This window comes from Aeromicrobium sp. 10G20-16, from assembly GCF_055809665.1.
In genome coordinates this window covers 1,648,456-1,663,258 of sequence record NZ_CM147919.1, presented here as the reverse complement: position 1 = coordinate 1,663,258, position 14,803 = coordinate 1,648,456, and the positions used below count along the sequence as shown (strand labels likewise).

16 protein-coding genes are annotated in these 14,803 nt (G+C 69.8%); 9 read left to right on the top strand and 7 right to left on the bottom strand.

The genetic code is table 11. The features are described 5' to 3' along the window. Positions 1-6 precede the first annotated feature (6 nt). Entirely contained in the window at positions 7-1,308 is a 1,302-nt protein-coding gene (locus AC0L5F_RS08370) for an ABC transporter substrate-binding protein (RefSeq protein WP_473312860.1), read from the top strand. 76 nt (positions 1,309-1,384) lie between these two features. Here AC0L5F_RS08370 and AC0L5F_RS08365 read toward each other — a convergent pair whose 3' ends face one another. After that, positions 1,385-2,926, bottom strand: coding sequence for an AMP-binding protein (locus AC0L5F_RS08365; protein WP_473312858.1), 1,542 nt, complete (start codon positions 2,924-2,926; stop codon positions 1,385-1,387). 111 nt (positions 2,927-3,037) lie between these two features. Between AC0L5F_RS08365 and AC0L5F_RS08360 the strand changes: the two genes are divergently transcribed. Both AC0L5F_RS08360 and AC0L5F_RS08355 read left to right on the top strand, forming a co-directional pair. Then, positions 3,038-3,505 carry an SRPBCC family protein gene (locus AC0L5F_RS08360; protein ID WP_473312857.1) on the top strand — a complete coding sequence of 156 codons (468 nt, stop codon included), beginning with the start codon at positions 3,038-3,040 and terminating at the stop codon, positions 3,503-3,505. Between the two features lie 26 nt (positions 3,506-3,531). Next, positions 3,532-3,900 carry an SRPBCC family protein gene (locus tag AC0L5F_RS08355; RefSeq protein ID WP_473312856.1) on the top strand — a complete coding sequence of 123 codons (369 nt, stop codon included), beginning with the start codon at positions 3,532-3,534 and terminating at the stop codon, positions 3,898-3,900. A 1-nt stretch (position 3,901) separates the two neighbouring features. Here the strand turns inward: AC0L5F_RS08355 and AC0L5F_RS08350 are convergent, their stop codons facing one another. Then, complete coding sequence (locus tag AC0L5F_RS08350; RefSeq protein WP_473312855.1) at positions 3,902-4,381, bottom strand: PGPGW domain-containing protein; 480 nt, start codon at positions 4,379-4,381, stop codon at positions 3,902-3,904. 86 nt (positions 4,382-4,467) lie between these two features. Here AC0L5F_RS08350 and AC0L5F_RS08345 point away from each other — a divergent pair, with 86 nt between their 5' ends. After that, positions 4,468-4,764, top strand: a complete 297-nt coding sequence (locus AC0L5F_RS08345; RefSeq protein WP_473312854.1) for a putative quinol monooxygenase — start codon at positions 4,468-4,470, stop codon at positions 4,762-4,764. A gap of 12 nt (positions 4,765-4,776) precedes the next feature. Here the strand turns inward: AC0L5F_RS08345 and AC0L5F_RS08340 are convergent, their stop codons facing one another. Continuing rightward, positions 4,777-5,349, bottom strand: coding sequence for a GNAT family N-acetyltransferase (locus tag AC0L5F_RS08340; RefSeq protein WP_473312853.1), 573 nt, complete (start codon positions 5,347-5,349; stop codon positions 4,777-4,779). Positions 5,350-5,390: 41 nt separating this feature from the next. Here AC0L5F_RS08340 and AC0L5F_RS08335 point away from each other — a divergent pair, with 41 nt between their 5' ends. Next, positions 5,391-6,011: a PaaI family thioesterase gene (locus AC0L5F_RS08335; protein ID WP_473312852.1), complete on the top strand. Its 621-nt coding sequence runs from the start codon at positions 5,391-5,393 to the stop codon at positions 6,009-6,011. Position 6,012: 1 nt separating this feature from the next. Here the strand turns inward: AC0L5F_RS08335 and AC0L5F_RS08330 are convergent, their stop codons facing one another. From AC0L5F_RS08330 to AC0L5F_RS08320, 3 genes are read right to left on the bottom strand one after another with little or no spacing between them, the layout of a single operon-like run. After that, on the bottom strand, positions 6,013-6,402 hold the full coding sequence (locus AC0L5F_RS08330) for a tautomerase family protein (protein ID WP_473312851.1): 390 nt from the start codon (positions 6,400-6,402) through the stop codon (positions 6,013-6,015). A 56-nt stretch (positions 6,403-6,458) separates the two neighbouring features. Then, positions 6,459-7,637, bottom strand: a complete 1,179-nt coding sequence (locus AC0L5F_RS08325; RefSeq protein WP_473312850.1) for an acyl-CoA dehydrogenase family protein — start codon at positions 7,635-7,637, stop codon at positions 6,459-6,461. A gap of 2 nt (positions 7,638-7,639) precedes the next feature. Next, the gene (locus tag AC0L5F_RS08320) at positions 7,640-8,542 is read right to left on the bottom strand and encodes a 3-hydroxybutyryl-CoA dehydrogenase (protein ID WP_473312849.1); all 903 of its coding nucleotides are present in this window, start codon (positions 8,540-8,542) and stop codon (positions 7,640-7,642) included. 74 nt (positions 8,543-8,616) lie between these two features. On the opposite strand from AC0L5F_RS08320, the gene AC0L5F_RS08315 reads away from it, so the two are divergent. After that, positions 8,617-9,294, top strand: a complete 678-nt coding sequence (locus AC0L5F_RS08315) for a TetR family transcriptional regulator (protein ID WP_473312848.1) — start codon at positions 8,617-8,619, stop codon at positions 9,292-9,294. A 53-nt stretch (positions 9,295-9,347) separates the two neighbouring features. Beyond that, complete coding sequence (locus tag AC0L5F_RS08310; RefSeq protein WP_473312847.1) at positions 9,348-9,788, top strand: hypothetical protein; 441 nt, start codon at positions 9,348-9,350, stop codon at positions 9,786-9,788. 315 nt (positions 9,789-10,103) lie between these two features. Here AC0L5F_RS08310 and AC0L5F_RS08305 read toward each other — a convergent pair whose 3' ends face one another. Beyond that, positions 10,104-11,477 (bottom strand): FAD-dependent oxidoreductase, encoded by a 1,374-nt coding sequence (locus AC0L5F_RS08305; protein WP_473312846.1) that lies wholly within the window; start codon positions 11,475-11,477, stop codon positions 10,104-10,106. A 146-nt stretch (positions 11,478-11,623) separates the two neighbouring features. On the opposite strand from AC0L5F_RS08305, the gene AC0L5F_RS08300 reads away from it, so the two are divergent. Both AC0L5F_RS08300 and AC0L5F_RS08295 read left to right on the top strand, forming a co-directional pair. After that, positions 11,624-13,339 (top strand): DUF3556 domain-containing protein, encoded by a 1,716-nt coding sequence (locus tag AC0L5F_RS08300; RefSeq protein WP_473312845.1) that lies wholly within the window; start codon positions 11,624-11,626, stop codon positions 13,337-13,339. Positions 13,340-13,343: 4 nt separating this feature from the next. Then, the gene (locus tag AC0L5F_RS08295) at positions 13,344-14,744 is read left to right on the top strand and encodes a phytoene desaturase family protein (protein ID WP_473312844.1); all 1,401 of its coding nucleotides are present in this window, start codon (positions 13,344-13,346) and stop codon (positions 14,742-14,744) included. The last annotated feature ends 59 nt before the right edge of the window (positions 14,745-14,803 follow it).

Genomic DNA, 14,803 nt, shown 5'->3' with positions numbered 1-14,803 from the left:
CCTGACATGAAGATCTCATCACTCTCCCGCCTGGGCCGGGCCACCATCCCGCTCGGCATCGCGGCAGCCCTGACGCTGTCCGCCTGTGGCGGCGGCTCGACCTCGGGCGACTCGTCGGACGCATCGTCGGACGCCTCGAAGTTCAGCATCAACGTCGACGACTGCGAGGATCCCGCGTCGGTCACGGCGCCGATCACCGGCACCTTCGACATCGGCTACAGCGCCCCGCTGTCCGGACCGGTCGCCGGTGCGGTCGAGCTGGCGACGTCGGGCTACAACGCCCGGATCGCCGCGGCCAACGCCGCCGACGAGGTCAAGGGCATCCAGATCAAGGTCAACTACAAGGACGACGCGTTCGCACCGGACAAGGCCAAGGCCAACGGCGTCGAGTTCATCCAGAACGACAAGGTCGACGCCCTCGCCACCTTCGGCACCGGTCCGCTCAGCGCCATGGTCGACGACCAGAACGCGGCCTGCGTGCCGATGCTCTACCCGAGCTCGTCGACCGCCGAGTTCTCCAGCGTCAAGGACTTCCCCTGGACGACCACGATCCTGCCGCTGGCCTCGAACGAGGCCAAGTTCCTCGTCAGCCTGATCCAGAAGCGCTACCCCGATGGCGTGAAGGTCGGCGTCGCCGAGAACCCGACCGCGTCCGGCAAGGTGCAGGGCGATGCGTTTCAGGCAGCTGCCAAGGAAGCGGGTCTGCCCATCGACGTCGTCGTCTCGGACGCCGACCCGGTGGCAGCAGCCACGGAGATGAAGTCCAAGGGCATCGAGGTCATCTACCACGGTGGCGTCACCGGCACCTGCGCCGCGTTCGACTCCGCGCGTGGCCGCATCGGCTACCAGCCCGAGCTCGTGCTCAAGCCCAGCAACTGCGTCAACGCGGTGGAGTACATCGCCGCCGGCGCCGCGGCAGACGGCGTCGAGCTCGGTGCGTTCGGCAAGGACCCGAACGCCGAGGACCTCGCCAACGACCCCGGCGTCCTGGAGTACAAGAAGCAGATGGACGCCGCGAAGGTGCCGGCCGACGTCCAGGGCAACGCCGTGGCCGTCTCGGGCTGGACCCAGGCCGACCTGGTGGTCAACACGCTCAAGCAGGCTCAGGCCTCCGGTGAGCTGACCCGCCTCAGCGTCATGGAGGCGGCCCGCGACCAGGACTACGCCTCGCCGATGCTGATCAACGGCATCAAGTGGTACAGCCAGCCGGACCTGCTGACCGGCATCGACGGCTTCAAGCCGATCAAGTGGGTGGCGGCGGACAAGAAGTTCGTCCCCGCCGGCGACATCATCAGCATCCGCCCGTAGCGGACGCCGCCCGAAGGACGGGCCCGGCGCGACCCTCACTGGTCGCGCCGGGCCCTTCTGCTTCCGGGGGACTGACTCAGTTGACCTGGCGATCGCGGCCGGCCCAGAACTCCTCGCGCAGCTTGAACTTCTGCAGCTTGCCGGTCGCGGTGCGGGTCAGCTCGTCTCGCAGCTCGACGCGCTTGGGGCACTTGTAGCCTGCGAGGTGCTCGCGGCAGTGCGCGATCAGCTCCTCCTGGGTCGCGGTCTGTCCCTCCTCGAGCACGACCAGCGCTGTCACCAGCTCGCCCCACTTCTCGTCGGGGATGCCGATGACGGCGACCTCCCGCACGGCGGGGTGAGAGCTGAGGGCGTCCTCGACCTCGATCGACGAGACGTTCTCGCCGCCGGTGATGATGACGTCCTTCTTGCGGTCGGCGATGGTGAGGTAGCCGTCCTCGAACGTGCCGCCGTCGCCGGTGTGGAACCAGTTGCCCGCCTGCGCCTCGGCCGTGGCCTCGGGGTTGTCCCAGTACGACGCGAGGTTGTGGTTGCTCTGCGCGAGCACCTCGCCGGAGTCGTCCACCGAGATGCGCACGCCCACCGCGGGTGCTCCGGCGCGGCCCAGGTTGCGCGCCTGCTCGCTGGGGTCGAGGTCGTCCCACTCCGCCCGCATGCGGCTCATGGTGAGCAGGGGAGCGGTCTCGGTCAGGCCGTAGATCTGGATGAACTCCCAGCCCAGCTCCTCACGCACGCGCTCGATGGTGCGGGTGGGCGGGGGCGCGCCAGCCACGATGATGCGCACCCGGTCGCGGCCCGGGATCTCGCCCTCCCAGTCCTTCGCACCGTCGAGCACCGCGGTGACGACGGCCGGTGCGGCGCACAGGTAGGTGACGCCGTGCCGTTCGACGCGCCTGAGGATCTCGGCGCCGTCGATCTGGCGGATCACCACGTGGGTGGCGCCCACGGCGGTGGCGGTGAACGGGTGACCCCAGCCGTTGGCGTGGAACATCGGGAGGGTGTGCAGGTACACGTCGCGGTCGTCGACCGACGCCTGCCACCCGAACATCGCCGCGTTCAGCCAGTTGTTGCGGTGGGTCAGCTGCACGCCCTTGGGGCGCGCGGTGGTGCCCGACGTGTAGTTGATCGTGGCGGTGGCGTTCTCCTTCTCGACCGCGTCGGCCTCCCACGGCCGCGGCTCGGTGCTGGAGCCCCAGATCTTGTCGTCGTCGCGTCCGAGCACGAAGGAGTGCCGGCAGTCGATCTCGTCGACCAGGTGCTCGAGCGCGGGATCGACCATCATCACCTCGGCCCCCGAGTGCTCGATGATGTAGCGGATCTCGGGGACACTGAGGCGGAAGTTCACCGGCACCAGCACCCGTCCCCAACCGGAGACGCCATAGAACGAGCACAGCATCCGCGCCGCGTTGTGCGACACGATCGCCACCCGCCCGCCGACGGCGACGCCCAGGTCGTCGAGGGTGGCGGCCTGGCGGCGTGCGCGCCGCCCCAGCTCGGCGTAGGTGATCTCGCCCCACGAGTCCGCGGGCTGCTCCGGCTCGTCGATGACGGCCACGCGGTCGGGATAGACCGTCACGGCCCGGTCGAGGAAGTCGTTGACGGTGAGGGGAAAGAACACGGGAACCTCCGAGGTGCGCGACGGCAGAAGTGTGGCACGAGTCACTCATCCCTATCCTGCACCCGGTTGGCCGACGGTTGGGACCCGCGGGGGCGCCAGTACCGTCGAGGCATGAGCGACCTGCCGCTGAAGCACGAGGACAGCATCCACGTCGATCGCACCCCGGCCGAGGTCTACGACCTGGTCAGCGACGTCACCCGCACCGGCGAGTGGAGTCCGGTCTGCATCGGGTGCGAGTGGGAGGACGGGGCGACCGCCGAGGTCGGCGCTCGCTTCACCGGCACCAACGAGGTGCCCGGGCGCACCTGGACCACGACCTCCACGGTCGTCGCCGCAGATCCGGGCCGCGCCTTCGCGTGGGAGGTCGGCAAGGGCTTCGTGCGCTGGGGCTACCGGCTCGAGCCCGACGGCGAGGGGACGACCCTGACCGAGCACTGGGAGTTCCTCGAGCCCGGCCTCGCGTACTTCGCCGCCACGTACGGCGACGACGCCGAGACCCAGATCGAGAACCGCGCACGCGCGGCACACGACGGCATCCCCACGACCCTGGCCGCGATCAAGCGGATCGCCGAGCAGTAGCAGCAGCGCGCCGCTACCGTCGTGCCATGCCGTCGGTCTCGCGCTCGATCGCCGCGCCGCCCGACGTGGTGTGGCACCTGCTGACCGACGTGGCCGCGTGGCCGCGCTGGGGGCCGAGCGTCGCCAGCGCTCGCATGGACACCGGCGAACTCCGGCTCGGCGCGCGCGGCACGGTGCGCAGGGCCCTCGGGCCGTCCTTGCCGTTCGAGATCACGTCGTTCGACGACGGTCGAGCGTGGTCGTGGTCGGTCGCCGGGGTGCGCGCCACCGATCATCGGGTGGTCGGCACCGACGACGGGTGCGAGGTGACCTTCGGGGTGCCGTGGTGGGCACCGGGCTACCTGGCGGTGTGCGCGATCGCTCTGCGCAGGATCGAGCGTCTCGCGACCTGCTGAGTCAGTCGTCGTCGTGGTGGTCGTAGGACGCGGCCTCGGCGACGGCCTCGGGGTCGTCGACGCCGCGGAACATCCGCACGCTGTAGATGATGACGGCGAAGGCGATCAGGCTCGACGCGATCATGGTCGCCCCGGTGGCCCAGCCGCCGAACAACCACCACGAGTCGCGCACCGGCCACCAACCAGGAGCAGCGGGTCCGACGATCCACACCACGCCGACGGCGGCGATCAGGGCAGCACCCGCACAGCTGGCCAGGATGCGCGGCCAGGTCTGCACGCTGTCCGCGGCCGACTTGTAGGCGGCGGTCTTGACCGGCTGGAGTCGCCGCTCGGCCCACTCGTACTGCTGCGAGAGCACCGCGAGTCCGGCGAACAACCCGAGCAGGCCGGGGCCGGGCAGCAGCAGCATCGCGATGCCGGCGAGGACCAGGGTCCACCCGACCACCTCGATCGTGAGCCGCCGGACCACCTTCGATCTCATGGGTCGACGTTACAGGCTCCCCGTGAGCGGATGCGGAGTCGCCGATCCCGTCCCTCGCGTCGCCGCCGACCGGTAGCCTCCGGAACATGACCGTCGTGGCGATGCTTGACATGCGATTCACCCCCGACTCGGTCGCGGCAGCCCGCGACCTCTTCGCGAAGGAGCTGGTGCGGACCCGTGAGTTCGCCGGATGCCTGGGCGTCGAGGTCCTGGTCGACGTCAGGGACGAGTGCCACTGGGTCGCGTACGAGACCTGGGAGTCGATGGAGCACGACGCCGCCTACCGTGAGTTCCGTGCCGGCGCCGGCAAGATCGCCGACCTCCCCGCGATGCTCGCCGCCGTGCCCGTGCTCACCTGGTTCGAGCGCGATCCCGCGATCTGAGCCGAGCGTGGCTCAGCGAGCGCGCCACTCCTCGGCCAGCATCGCGTAGCCCAGGCCGTCGACCCAGCCGTGTTCGCGGTGCAGCGAGTCGGCGACCGCGTGGGTCTCCCGGCGCATGCCGAGTCGCTCCATCAGTCGCCACGACGCCTCGTTGGCGGCGAAGCACTCCGCCCTCACCCGGCGCAGCCCGAGGTCCTCGAAGCAGATGCGGAGCAGCTCGGCCACGGCCTCGGTGGCGTACCCGTGGCCGTGGTGGTCGGGGTGGAACGTCCAGCCGAGCAGGCCCTGGCTGCGCTTCGCCTGCTCGGCCACCTCGCGCTGGCCCCACGCGTCCTCGACGTCGAGCATCAGGTCGCCGATGACGATCCCGTCGTGCTCGACGGTGAGCTGCTCGGTGCCGGACGTCGGGTCGAGGAACCGCTGGGTGAAGTCGTCGAGATCGTCGACGACGCCGCCGATCCACTCGGCGACCGCGGGCAGGCTCCGGTAGCCGAAGACCGTCGGCAGGTCCGCGCCCTCCATCGGGCGCAACGTGAGCCGTTGGGTGCTCACCGGCCAGCCGACCGCGTCGAGTGCTCGCTCCATGCCGCGATTGTCGCAGGGGGCCGACCGGCTACGGTGCTGCGATGAGCTGGGAGTCGCTGTTCAGTGCCGGTCTCGACGACGACGACGCGGCCGCGTGGGGGCGTATGGTCGCGGAGCTGCGCGGGCTGCACGACGACGTCGCCTCGGTGCGCTTCGACCGGACGACCGTCGACTCCCTGACCGCCGACGTGCACGCCTGGCGAGAGAAGCTGGCTCCGCTCGCCGGCGAGGAGATCGAGCAGGCCAACGGTCGCGTGCCGCAGCTGCCGGTCCGCGGCCACGCGATGCTGCCGGAGCTGGTCATCGAGTCCGCCGGCGGTGGCCGGGTCGAGGGAGCGGTGAGGTTCGGTCGCTGGTTCATGGGCGGCGGCATGGCCGTGCACGGCGGTGCCGTGACGCTGTTGTTCGACGAGGTGCTGGGGATCCTCGCCTCGATCGCGGCCAAGCGGATCACCCGCACCGCCTACCTGCACACCGACTACCGGGCGCTCACGCCGATCGACACCGAGCTGCACGCCACCGGCTGGATCGACCGCATCGAGGGCCGCAAGATCTTCGTCAAGGGCGAGCTGCGCCACGGCGACGTCCTGTGCGCCGAGGCCGACGCCCTGTTCCTCAAGCTCACCGAGGAGCAGGGCCTCGGCAAGCGCACCACCGACTGACTCAGAGGTCGCCGGTCACGAACTGGGCGACGCCGCCGCCGAACGACCAGTCGGCCGGACCGTTCTCGACGATCGAGACGACGACGTCATCGGGTGACACGCCGGCACGCTCCTCGAGGTAGGTGGCCAGCAGTCGGTAGAACTCCTGCTTGGCGGCGTCGGTCCGAGCGCTGCTGGTGAGCCGCAGGACCACGAGGTCGCGGCTGCGGGGGAACCCGAGACCGGTGTCCTCGACGACCAGCTCGTGCTCGTCGTGCTGGGTGAGCACCTGGTAGCGGTCCGTGACCGGGACGCCGAAGGCCTCGACCATGGCGGAGTGGATGGCGTCGAGCAGGACGCGGGTGGCGGCCTCGTCGCGGCCGCGGACGACGTCGATGTTGATGAGGGGCACGGGTGTGCTCCTTCGCGTAGGTGCGTGGATGGGGGAGTGGTGTGGGCCGGGGTCGCTCAGAGCGAGCTCTGCACCCCGGCGAGCAGCTGCTTGGCCATCACGACGCGCTGCACCTGGTTGGTGCCCTCGTAGATCTGGGTGATCTTGGCGTCGCGCATCATGCGCTCGAGCGGGTAGTCGGCGGTGAAGCCGTATCCGCCGAGCAGCTGAACTGCGTCGGTGGTGACCGACATGGCGGTGTCGGACGCGAACGCCTTGGCCGCCGCCCCGAAGAACGTGAGGTCGGAGTCGCCGCGCTCGGAGCGACCCGCGGCCGCGTAGGTGAGCTGGCGGGCTGCCTCGATCTTCATGCCCATGTCGGCGACCATGAACTGCAGGCCCTGGAAGTCACTGATCGGGTGACCGAACTGCTGGCGCTCCTGGATGTAGCCGAGTGCGTAGTCCAGCGCGCCCTGGGCCACGCCGACGGCCTGCGCCGCGATGGTCACCCGGGTGTGGTCGAGGGTCTTCATGGCGATCGAGAAGCCCTCGCCGACCTCGCCGATGATGCGGTCGCCGGGGATCCGCACGTTGTCGAGGTAGACCTCACGGGTCGGCGAGCCCTTGATGCCGAGCTTCTTCTCGGGTGCGCCGAACGAGACGCCCTCGTCGTCCTTCTCGACGACGAACGCGGTGATGCCCTTGGTGCGCTTGGCGGGATCGGTCTGCGCGAGCACGGTGTAGAACTCGGAGACGCCGGCGTTGCTGATCCAGCGCTTGACGCCGTTGAGCACCCAGTCGTCGCCGTCGCGGACGGCCTTGGTCGTCTGGTTGGCCGCGTCGCTGCCGGCGTCGGGCTCGGACAGGCAGTACGAGAAGCCACCCTCGCCGCTGGCCAGCTTGGTCAGGTAGTTCTTCTTGATCTGCTCGCCGCCGCCGATCATCAGCGGCAGCGAGCCCAGCTTGTTGACCGCAGGGATCAGGGACGACGAGACGCACACGCGAGCTATCTCCTCGATGACCAGCACGGTGGCGAGTGCGTCGGCGCCGGCTCCGCCGTACTCCTCGGGCACGTGCGGCGCATGGAAGTCCGACGCCAGTAGTGCGGCCGCGGCCTCCTCGGGATAGCGCGCCTGCGCGTCGACGTCGGCGGCGTACGGAGCGATCTTGTCCTCCGCGACGGCGCGCACCGCCTCGCGGATGGCCTGGTGCTCCTCGGAGAGCACGAACATGTCGGTTCCCGGTGCGGTGGTCATGATCAGTTCCCTTCGTAGGGGTAGAAGCCGTGACCGGACTTCTTGCCCAGCAGTCCGGCGTCGACCATGCGGTCGAGCAGCGGCGGCGGCGAGTAGAGCGGTTCCTTGAACTCGTCGTACATCGACTTGCCGATGGCCTTGATGGTGTCGAGCCCGATCAGGTCGCTGAGCGCGAGCGGGCCCATGGGGTGGCCGCAGCCCAGCACCATGCCGCGGTCGATGTCGGCGGCCGACGCGTAGCCGGCCTCGTACATCCGGATGGCGCTGAGCAGGTACGGCACGAGCAGGGAGTTGACGACGAAGCCGGCGCGATCGGTGGCGTCGATCGGCTTCTTGGCGAGCGACTGCTCGATCCAGCCGCGCATGCGGTCGAGCGTGTCCGGCGAGGTCGTCAGCGAGGGGATCAGCTCGACCAGCTGCATCACCGGTGCCGGGTTGAAGAAGTGCACGCCCATGACGCGGTCGGCCCGTCCGGAGACCGCACCGAGCTTCACGATCGGGATCGAGGACGTGTTGGAGGCGAGGATCGCGTCGTCCTTGGTGAGGATCTGGCCGACACGGGCGAACAGGTCGAGCTTGACCTTCTCGTCCTCGCTGGCGGCCTCGATCACCAGGTCGCGGTCGGCGAGCGTCTCGAGGTCGGTCTCGAACCGGATGCGGTCCAGCACGGCGGCGACCTCGGCCGACTCGATCTTGCCGCGCGACTCGGCGCGGCGCAGCGAGCCCTCGACGCGCTCCCGGGCGGCCCGGGCGGCGTCGTCGGTCACCTCGATGCCGATGACGTCCAGACCTGCGCGCGCCGCGACCTCGATGATGCCGGAGCCCATCAGGCCGCCGCCGATCACTCCGACCTGCGCAATTCCGTGCGCCGCGTCGTCCTGCGGGCCGTGGTCGTTCTCGCTCATGCGCGTCCTCTGGCTGATGGTTGGTACTGAGTACCGTCCTTGCGGTACATCGTACTCCCACGTATGTTGCGGCCATGCCGACCCCACAGCCGAGCGCCCGCGAGCGCCTGGTCGTCGCCGCCTTCGAGCTGTTCGACGAGCAGGGCTTCGACGCCACGACCGTCGACGACATCGCCGCACGCGCCGGGGTCGGCCGCACCACGTTCTTCCGGCACTACGGGTCCAAGGAAGCAGTCATCTTCCCGGCGCACGACGACCTGCTGGAACGGATCGCCGCCCGGTTGGCGGCAGCCGCTCCGGCGACCCGTGACATCGCCGTGGTTGAAGCGGCCCGCATCGTCCTGCGGCACTACGTGGCCGAGGGAGATCGCGCACTGCGGCGGTACAGGCTGATCACCTCGGTGCCGACGCTGCGCGACCGGGAGATGGCCGGCCTGCGTCAGTACCAGCGCCTGTTCGCCGACGCGCTGATGAGTCGGTGGCCCGATGAGCCGGACGGGTCCCTGCGCGCGGAGCTGATGGCCTCCGCCGTCGTCACCGCCCACAACCACGTCCTGCGCGGATGGCTCCGCGGCGACCTGACCGACCCCGAGGCAGACCTCGACCGCGCCATGGCGGTCGTCATCGAGCAGGCGTCCTCGCGCGTCGACGGCGCGACGTCGGTCGTGGTGGTTCACTCGGTGCGGCCCGTCGACGAGGTGGTGGGCCGGGTGCGACGGGCCCTGCTCGACGACGACGGCACCGCTGGCTGATCTGCGGGAGTGTCGGGCCGCGAAGGCCCGTTCGTGCGTGGTGGGATGACCCCATGAGGTGGACGGCGGCATCGACGACCCTCGTCGTGGCGACCCTCACCCTGGCCGGATGCGGTGGTGGCTCAAGCCCCGCCGCGAAACCGACCCCCTCGGACACCCCGTCTGCGAGCGCGACGCCGGCAGCGCCCACGTCCTCGCCCACTCCCGAGGCCGTCGAGCCGTCAGGCGAACCGGCGCCGGAGGCCCTGTCGTCGTTCCGGTGCGAGCTCGGCAAGAAGAAGCAGTGGGTCGCCGCAGGCTTCCTGTCCAACTCCGAGAAGAAGGCGGCGACGTACCAGGTGTCGGTGTACGTCGGCCCGCTCGACGGCGAGTTCCGCTCCGTCCGGACCAAGCGCGTCGAGAACGTCGCGCCCGGCGGCTCCGTGCGGTTCGAGATCACCAAGATCCCCGCTGCCGGCGACCAGTGCCACGTGCAGGTCATCCGCACCAAGTAGCGCCGTGGTTCGCCTCGGTCTGCGGCCTCACGGTCGCTACGCTCCCTGGCGAACAGCCCTGCTCGCCAGTGACGAGCTCTGCGAGGAACGTGCCCTTCGGCGCTGGCGCGCCTCACGCTCGCCAGCTCGCTAGGGCCCGGGAGCGAGGAACGAGCGACCGAGGCGTGGTGAGGTTGTGTGCTCGCTCGAGCCTGGACGTGTGGTTCGCCTCGCTTCGCTCACAGTCGGCCGCGGGCGGCCTCCTTGGCGAACGGGCTTGGTCGAGGCTGGGCGCGTGGTTCGCCTTGCTTCGCTCTTTGGCGAACGGGTGTGCGGTCAGGCGCGGGCGATCGCGACCATGTCCTCGCGCGGCACGACCTTCACGCGCTCGCGCTCGTGGCTGTGGTTCGCGCCGAGCGACAGCTCGTGCTCGTTGAGCTTCTCCCAGCCTGCCCAGGTCGTGTACTCCACGCCCTCGGTCTCCAGGAACGTCGTGATCGCCTCGCGCTCGGGCTGCGGCGGCGCGACGAGGTCGTCCAGGTCCTCCATGAGCAGTCGGATCGTCTCGGCGGCGTCGGACTTGGTGTGACCGATCAGGCCCACCGGGCCGCGCTTGATCCAGCCGGTGACGTAGGCGCCGGGCAGCGGTGACCCGTCGATCTCGATGACCCGACCGCCGTCGTTGGGAACGACGCCGTGCACCTGGTCGAACGGCAGACCGGAGAGGTTGTCGGAGTAGTAGCCGATGGCGCGGTAGACGGCCTGCACGGGCCAGTCGACCATCTCGCCGGTGCCGCGCACGTTGCCCGTGCCGTCCAGCTCGGTGACCTCGGTGCGCAGGCCGACGACCTTGCCGTCCTCGCCCAGCACCTCCACGGGGCTCTGGCAGAAGTGGATGTGGATGCGGTGGGCGGCGCCCGAGGGCTCCTTGGCCAGGTAGTTCTGCAGCACGTCGACCACGAGCTTTTGGCTCTTGGACGCGCGGATCGCGTCCATCGAGCCCTCGTCGAGCTCGAAGCCCTCGGGGTGCACGATGACGTCGATGTTGGGGGAGTGGCTCAGCTCGCGCAGCTCCATGGGCGTGAACTTGACCTGCGCCGGTCCGCGACGCGCGAACACGTGCACGTCGGTGGTGGCGTTCCTCGACAGGCTCGCGTGGACGTTGTCGGGGATCTCGGTGACCAGCAGCTCGTCGGCCGTCTTGGCCAGCATGCGGGCGACGTCGAGGCCCACGTTGCCGACGCCGAGCACGGCCACGCTCTCGGCGCGTGGATCGAACGGCCAGTCGCGGGGCACGTCGGGGTGACCGTCGTACCAGGCGACGAAGTCGGCGCCACCGAACGAGCCGTCGAGATCGATGCCGGGGATGTCGAGGTCGCGGTCGCGCCGCGCGCCCGTGGCGAAGATGACCGCGTCGTAGAACAGGCGAAGGTCGTCGAGCTTGAGGTCGGTGCCGTAGTCGATGTTGCCGAGGAAGCGGATGTCCTCGTGGTTCATCACCCGATGGAGCGCCTTGATGATCTCCTTGATGCGCGGGTGGTCGGGCGCGACGCCGTAGCGGATCAGGCCGAACGGCGTGGGGTCACGATCGAGGATGTCCACGCTGACGGAGTCGAACGGTGCAGGCAGCTCGGCCTTGGTGAGGATGTCGGACGCGTAGATGCCCGCCGGACCGGCGCCGATCACGGCGACCCGCAACTGCCTGCTCATGGACTCTCCTGGATCTTTCGGTGCGGCCCAAGCCTAGGGGCCCGCTCCACGGCGCGGCGAACCGGAAACGACGCCCCTGCCGTTTGGCGTGGTGAAGGTCACACCGTGCCGCTAGGGTCAGGTCGACACTGACCTCAAGGAGCGTCATGGGCCTGATCTCTCCCACTCTGCCCGACCTCGACATCGATGCGTGGCGCGCGCAGCCGCGGGTCGATCGCACGCGTGCCCTGTCGCACCACTGGACCGTCTTCGGATTCGGCACGCCGCAGGGCATCTACGCGCTGTACGCGATCAAGATGGCGCTCTACGTGCTGGGCGCCATGGCGTTCATCGCCGCCACGCCCGGCATCGGCACGATCGGTGAGTGGCGCGACTGGTGGACCGAGCCGGTGGTCTTCCAGAAGGTCATCATCTGGACGCTGCTGTTCGAGGTGCTCGGGTTCGGCTGCGGCTTCGGGCCCCTGACCTTCCGGTTCCTCCCACCGATCGGCGCCTTCCTGTACTGGCTGCGTCCCGGCACCATCCGGCTGCCACCGTGGCCCGACCGTGTTCCCGGCACCCGGGGCCACACCCGCACGATCGTCGACGTCCTGCTGTACGTCGCGGTGCTCGCAGCGGCCGTGTGGGTGCTGATCTCGCCGGCCGACCGCCTGAGCGGTGGCATGAGCATGATCGAGCCCAGTCGGTTCGTGCCGATCCTGGTGATCCTGCCCGTGCTCGGCCTGCGCGACAAGACCATCTTCCTGGCGGCTCGGTCCGAGCACTACTGGGTCACCGGCATCGTGCTGCTGTTCCCGTTCGTGGACATGATCGTGGCAGCGAAGCTGATCATGATCGCGTTGTGGTGGGGCGCCGCCACGTCCAAGCTGAACCAGCACTTCCCATTCGTGGTCGCCACCATGATCAGCAACGCACCGCTGTACCCCAAGGCGATCAAGAAGCGTCTGTGGCGCAACCTCGACGACGACGTGCGACCGTCCGGCCTCGCCACGCTGATGGCCCACGGCGGCACCGTCGTGGAGTACTCCGTGCCGCTGATCCTGCTGCTGTCCACCGGCGGCATCGTCACCCAGGTCGCGGTCGTCTTCATGGTGCTGTTCCACCTGCACATCCTCAGCGCCATCCCGCTGGGTGTGCCGCTGGAGTGGAACATCGTGATGATGTTCGGCGCCGTGTACCTGTTCGGCGAGTACGCCGGGGTCGGCATCGCCGACACCCAGTACCCGTGGCTTGTGGCTCTGGTGTTCGTGGCCGTTGCGGCCGTGGTCGTCTACGGCAACCTGCGCCCCCGGCACGTCTCGTTCCTGCCGGCCATGCGCTACTACGCCGGCAACTGGCCCACCTCGGTGTGGCTGTTCACGCCCGAGGCCGAGCAGACCTACGCCGACCGGGTGCCCAAGGCCGCACAGCTGCCGCACCGCCAGCTGGCCAAGCTGTACGACGCCGACGCGGTCGACCTGATGTTCGGCAAGATGTTCGCCTGGCGCAGCCTGCATCCCCACGGTCGCGCGATGGCCACGCTCTATCCGCACGCCGCAGCGGACCACGAGGACCGCTTCGTCATCGACGGCGAGCTGCTGTGCGGCTCGGCGATCGGGTGGAACTTCGCCGACGGCCACCTGCACGACGAACGACTGCTCGCCGCCATCCAGGCGCACTGCCAGTTCGAGCCCGGGCAGCTGCGGGTCGTGATGATGGAGTCGCAGCCGCTCATGACTCCGGTGCAGCAGTACCGCATCGTCGACGCCGCCACCGGCGAGATCGAGCGCGGTGAGGTCGACGTCTCGGAGATGACCAGCCGTCAGCCGTGGGCCGTCAACGTGCCGGTGCGCGTGCACGCGTCGGCCGAACCCCTAGCCTGAACAGGTGCCCCACACTGCAGTCGTCGTCGGATCAGGTCCCAACGGGCTGGCGGCGGCAATCGTGCTGGCGCGCGCCGGCGTCGACGTCACCGTGCTCGAGGCGGCCGACGAGATCGGCGGCGGCACGCGGTCGGCCGAGCTGACGCTGCCCGGACTGGTGCACGACGTCTGCTCGGCGATCCATCCGATGGGGGTGGCCTCGCCGTTCCTGCGGTCCCTCGATCTCGAGCGGCACGGTCTGGAGTGGCTCTACCCCGAGGTCGACGCCGCCCACCCGCTCGACGGTGGCCGGGCGGGCGTGCTGTTCCACGATCTCGACCGCACGGTGGAGCACCTCGGCGTCGACGGGCCCGCGTGGCGGCGCCTGTTCGAGTCGATGACCGAGCACGCCGACGACCTGATGTCCGAGCTGCTCGGGCCGATCCTGCACGTGCCGCGCCACCCCGTGCAGCTGGCCCGGTTCGGGCTGCGGGCGCTGCTCCCGGCCACGGTCATCGCCCACCGGTGGAAGACCGACGAGGCTCGGGGGCTGTTCGCGGGGCTCGCGGCGCACGCCATCCGCCCGTTGGCCAGCCCGACCACCGGTGGCCTCGGAGTCACGTTCGGCGTCACCAGCCATGGGTACGGCTGGCCCGCGGCTAAGGGCGGTTCGGCCGCGATCAGCCGCGCCATGGCCGCCGAGCTGGCCGCCCACGGCGGTCGCATCGAGACAGGCCACCGGGTCACCGATCTCCCGGATGCCGACATCGTCATGTTCGACACCGCCCCGGGCTCGGCCGCCGACATCGCCGGTGACCGGGTGCCGTCACGGATCAGTCGGGCCCTGCGCTCGTGGAAGTCCGGACCGGGCGTCTTCAAGGTCGACCTGGCCGTCGAGGGAGGCGTGCCGTGGACCAACGAGTGGTGCCACCGCGCCGGCACGCTGCACCTGGGCGGCACCATCGAGCAGATCGCCGCCGCCGAGAAGCAGGTGGCCCGAGGTCAGATGCCGGACCGCCCGTTCGTGCTCGCCGCCCAGCAGTACGTCGCCGATCCCGGACGCTCGGTCGGCGACGTCCACCCGGTCTGGGCGTACGCCCACGTGCCGGCCGGTTACACCGGTGACGCGACCGAGGCGGTCATCGGACAGATCGAGCGGTTCGCCCCCGGCGTGCGCGACCGCATCGTGGGGCAGCACACGACCTCGCCGGCGCAGTGGGAGGCGTACAACCCCAACTACGTCGGCGGCGACATCGGCGGCGGGGCCAACACGCCCTGGCAGCTGCTGATGCGCCCGCGCATGTCTCCGCACCCCTACGCCATGGGTCCGGGCCTGTACCTGTGCTCGGCGTCGACACCCCCGGGAGCGGGCGTGCACGGCATGTCGGGGTTCCATGCTGCGACACTGGCCCTGCACCAGCTCTGACAGCCGATGGTGGGGAACTGATCGCACGGCGCGCACGTTGGTACCGTTGAAGGTTCAAC

Bases quoted from the DNA above. Each gene is read 5' to 3' on its own strand.
- AC0L5F_RS08370 (WP_473312860.1), top strand. From the start codon at position 7: ATGAAGATCTCATCACTCTCCCGCCTGGGCCGGGCCACCATCCCGCTC.
- AC0L5F_RS08360 (WP_473312857.1), top strand. From the start codon at position 3,038: ATGAGCGACCTGCCGCTGAAGCACGAGGACAGCATCCACGTCGATCGC.
- AC0L5F_RS08355 (WP_473312856.1), top strand. From the start codon at position 3,532: ATGCCGTCGGTCTCGCGCTCGATCGCCGCGCCGCCCGACGTGGTGTGG.
- AC0L5F_RS08350 (WP_473312855.1), bottom strand. From the start codon at position 4,381: ATGAGATCGAAGGTGGTCCGGCGGCTCACGATCGAGGTGGTCGGGTGG.
- AC0L5F_RS08345 (WP_473312854.1), top strand. From the start codon at position 4,468: ATGACCGTCGTGGCGATGCTTGACATGCGATTCACCCCCGACTCGGTC.
- AC0L5F_RS08340 (WP_473312853.1), bottom strand. From the start codon at position 5,349: ATGGAGCGAGCACTCGACGCGGTCGGCTGGCCGGTGAGCACCCAACGG.
- AC0L5F_RS08335 (WP_473312852.1), top strand. From the start codon at position 5,391: ATGAGCTGGGAGTCGCTGTTCAGTGCCGGTCTCGACGACGACGACGCG.
- AC0L5F_RS08325 (WP_473312850.1), bottom strand. From the start codon at position 7,637: ATGACCACCGCACCGGGAACCGACATGTTCGTGCTCTCCGAGGAGCAC.
- AC0L5F_RS08320 (WP_473312849.1), bottom strand. From the start codon at position 8,542: ATGAGCGAGAACGACCACGGCCCGCAGGACGACGCGGCGCACGGAATT.
- AC0L5F_RS08315 (WP_473312848.1), top strand. From the start codon at position 8,617: ATGCCGACCCCACAGCCGAGCGCCCGCGAGCGCCTGGTCGTCGCCGCC.
- AC0L5F_RS08310 (WP_473312847.1), top strand. From the start codon at position 9,348: ATGAGGTGGACGGCGGCATCGACGACCCTCGTCGTGGCGACCCTCACC.
- AC0L5F_RS08305 (WP_473312846.1), bottom strand. From the start codon at position 11,477: ATGAGCAGGCAGTTGCGGGTCGCCGTGATCGGCGCCGGTCCGGCGGGC.
- AC0L5F_RS08300 (WP_473312845.1), top strand. From the start codon at position 11,624: ATGGGCCTGATCTCTCCCACTCTGCCCGACCTCGACATCGATGCGTGG.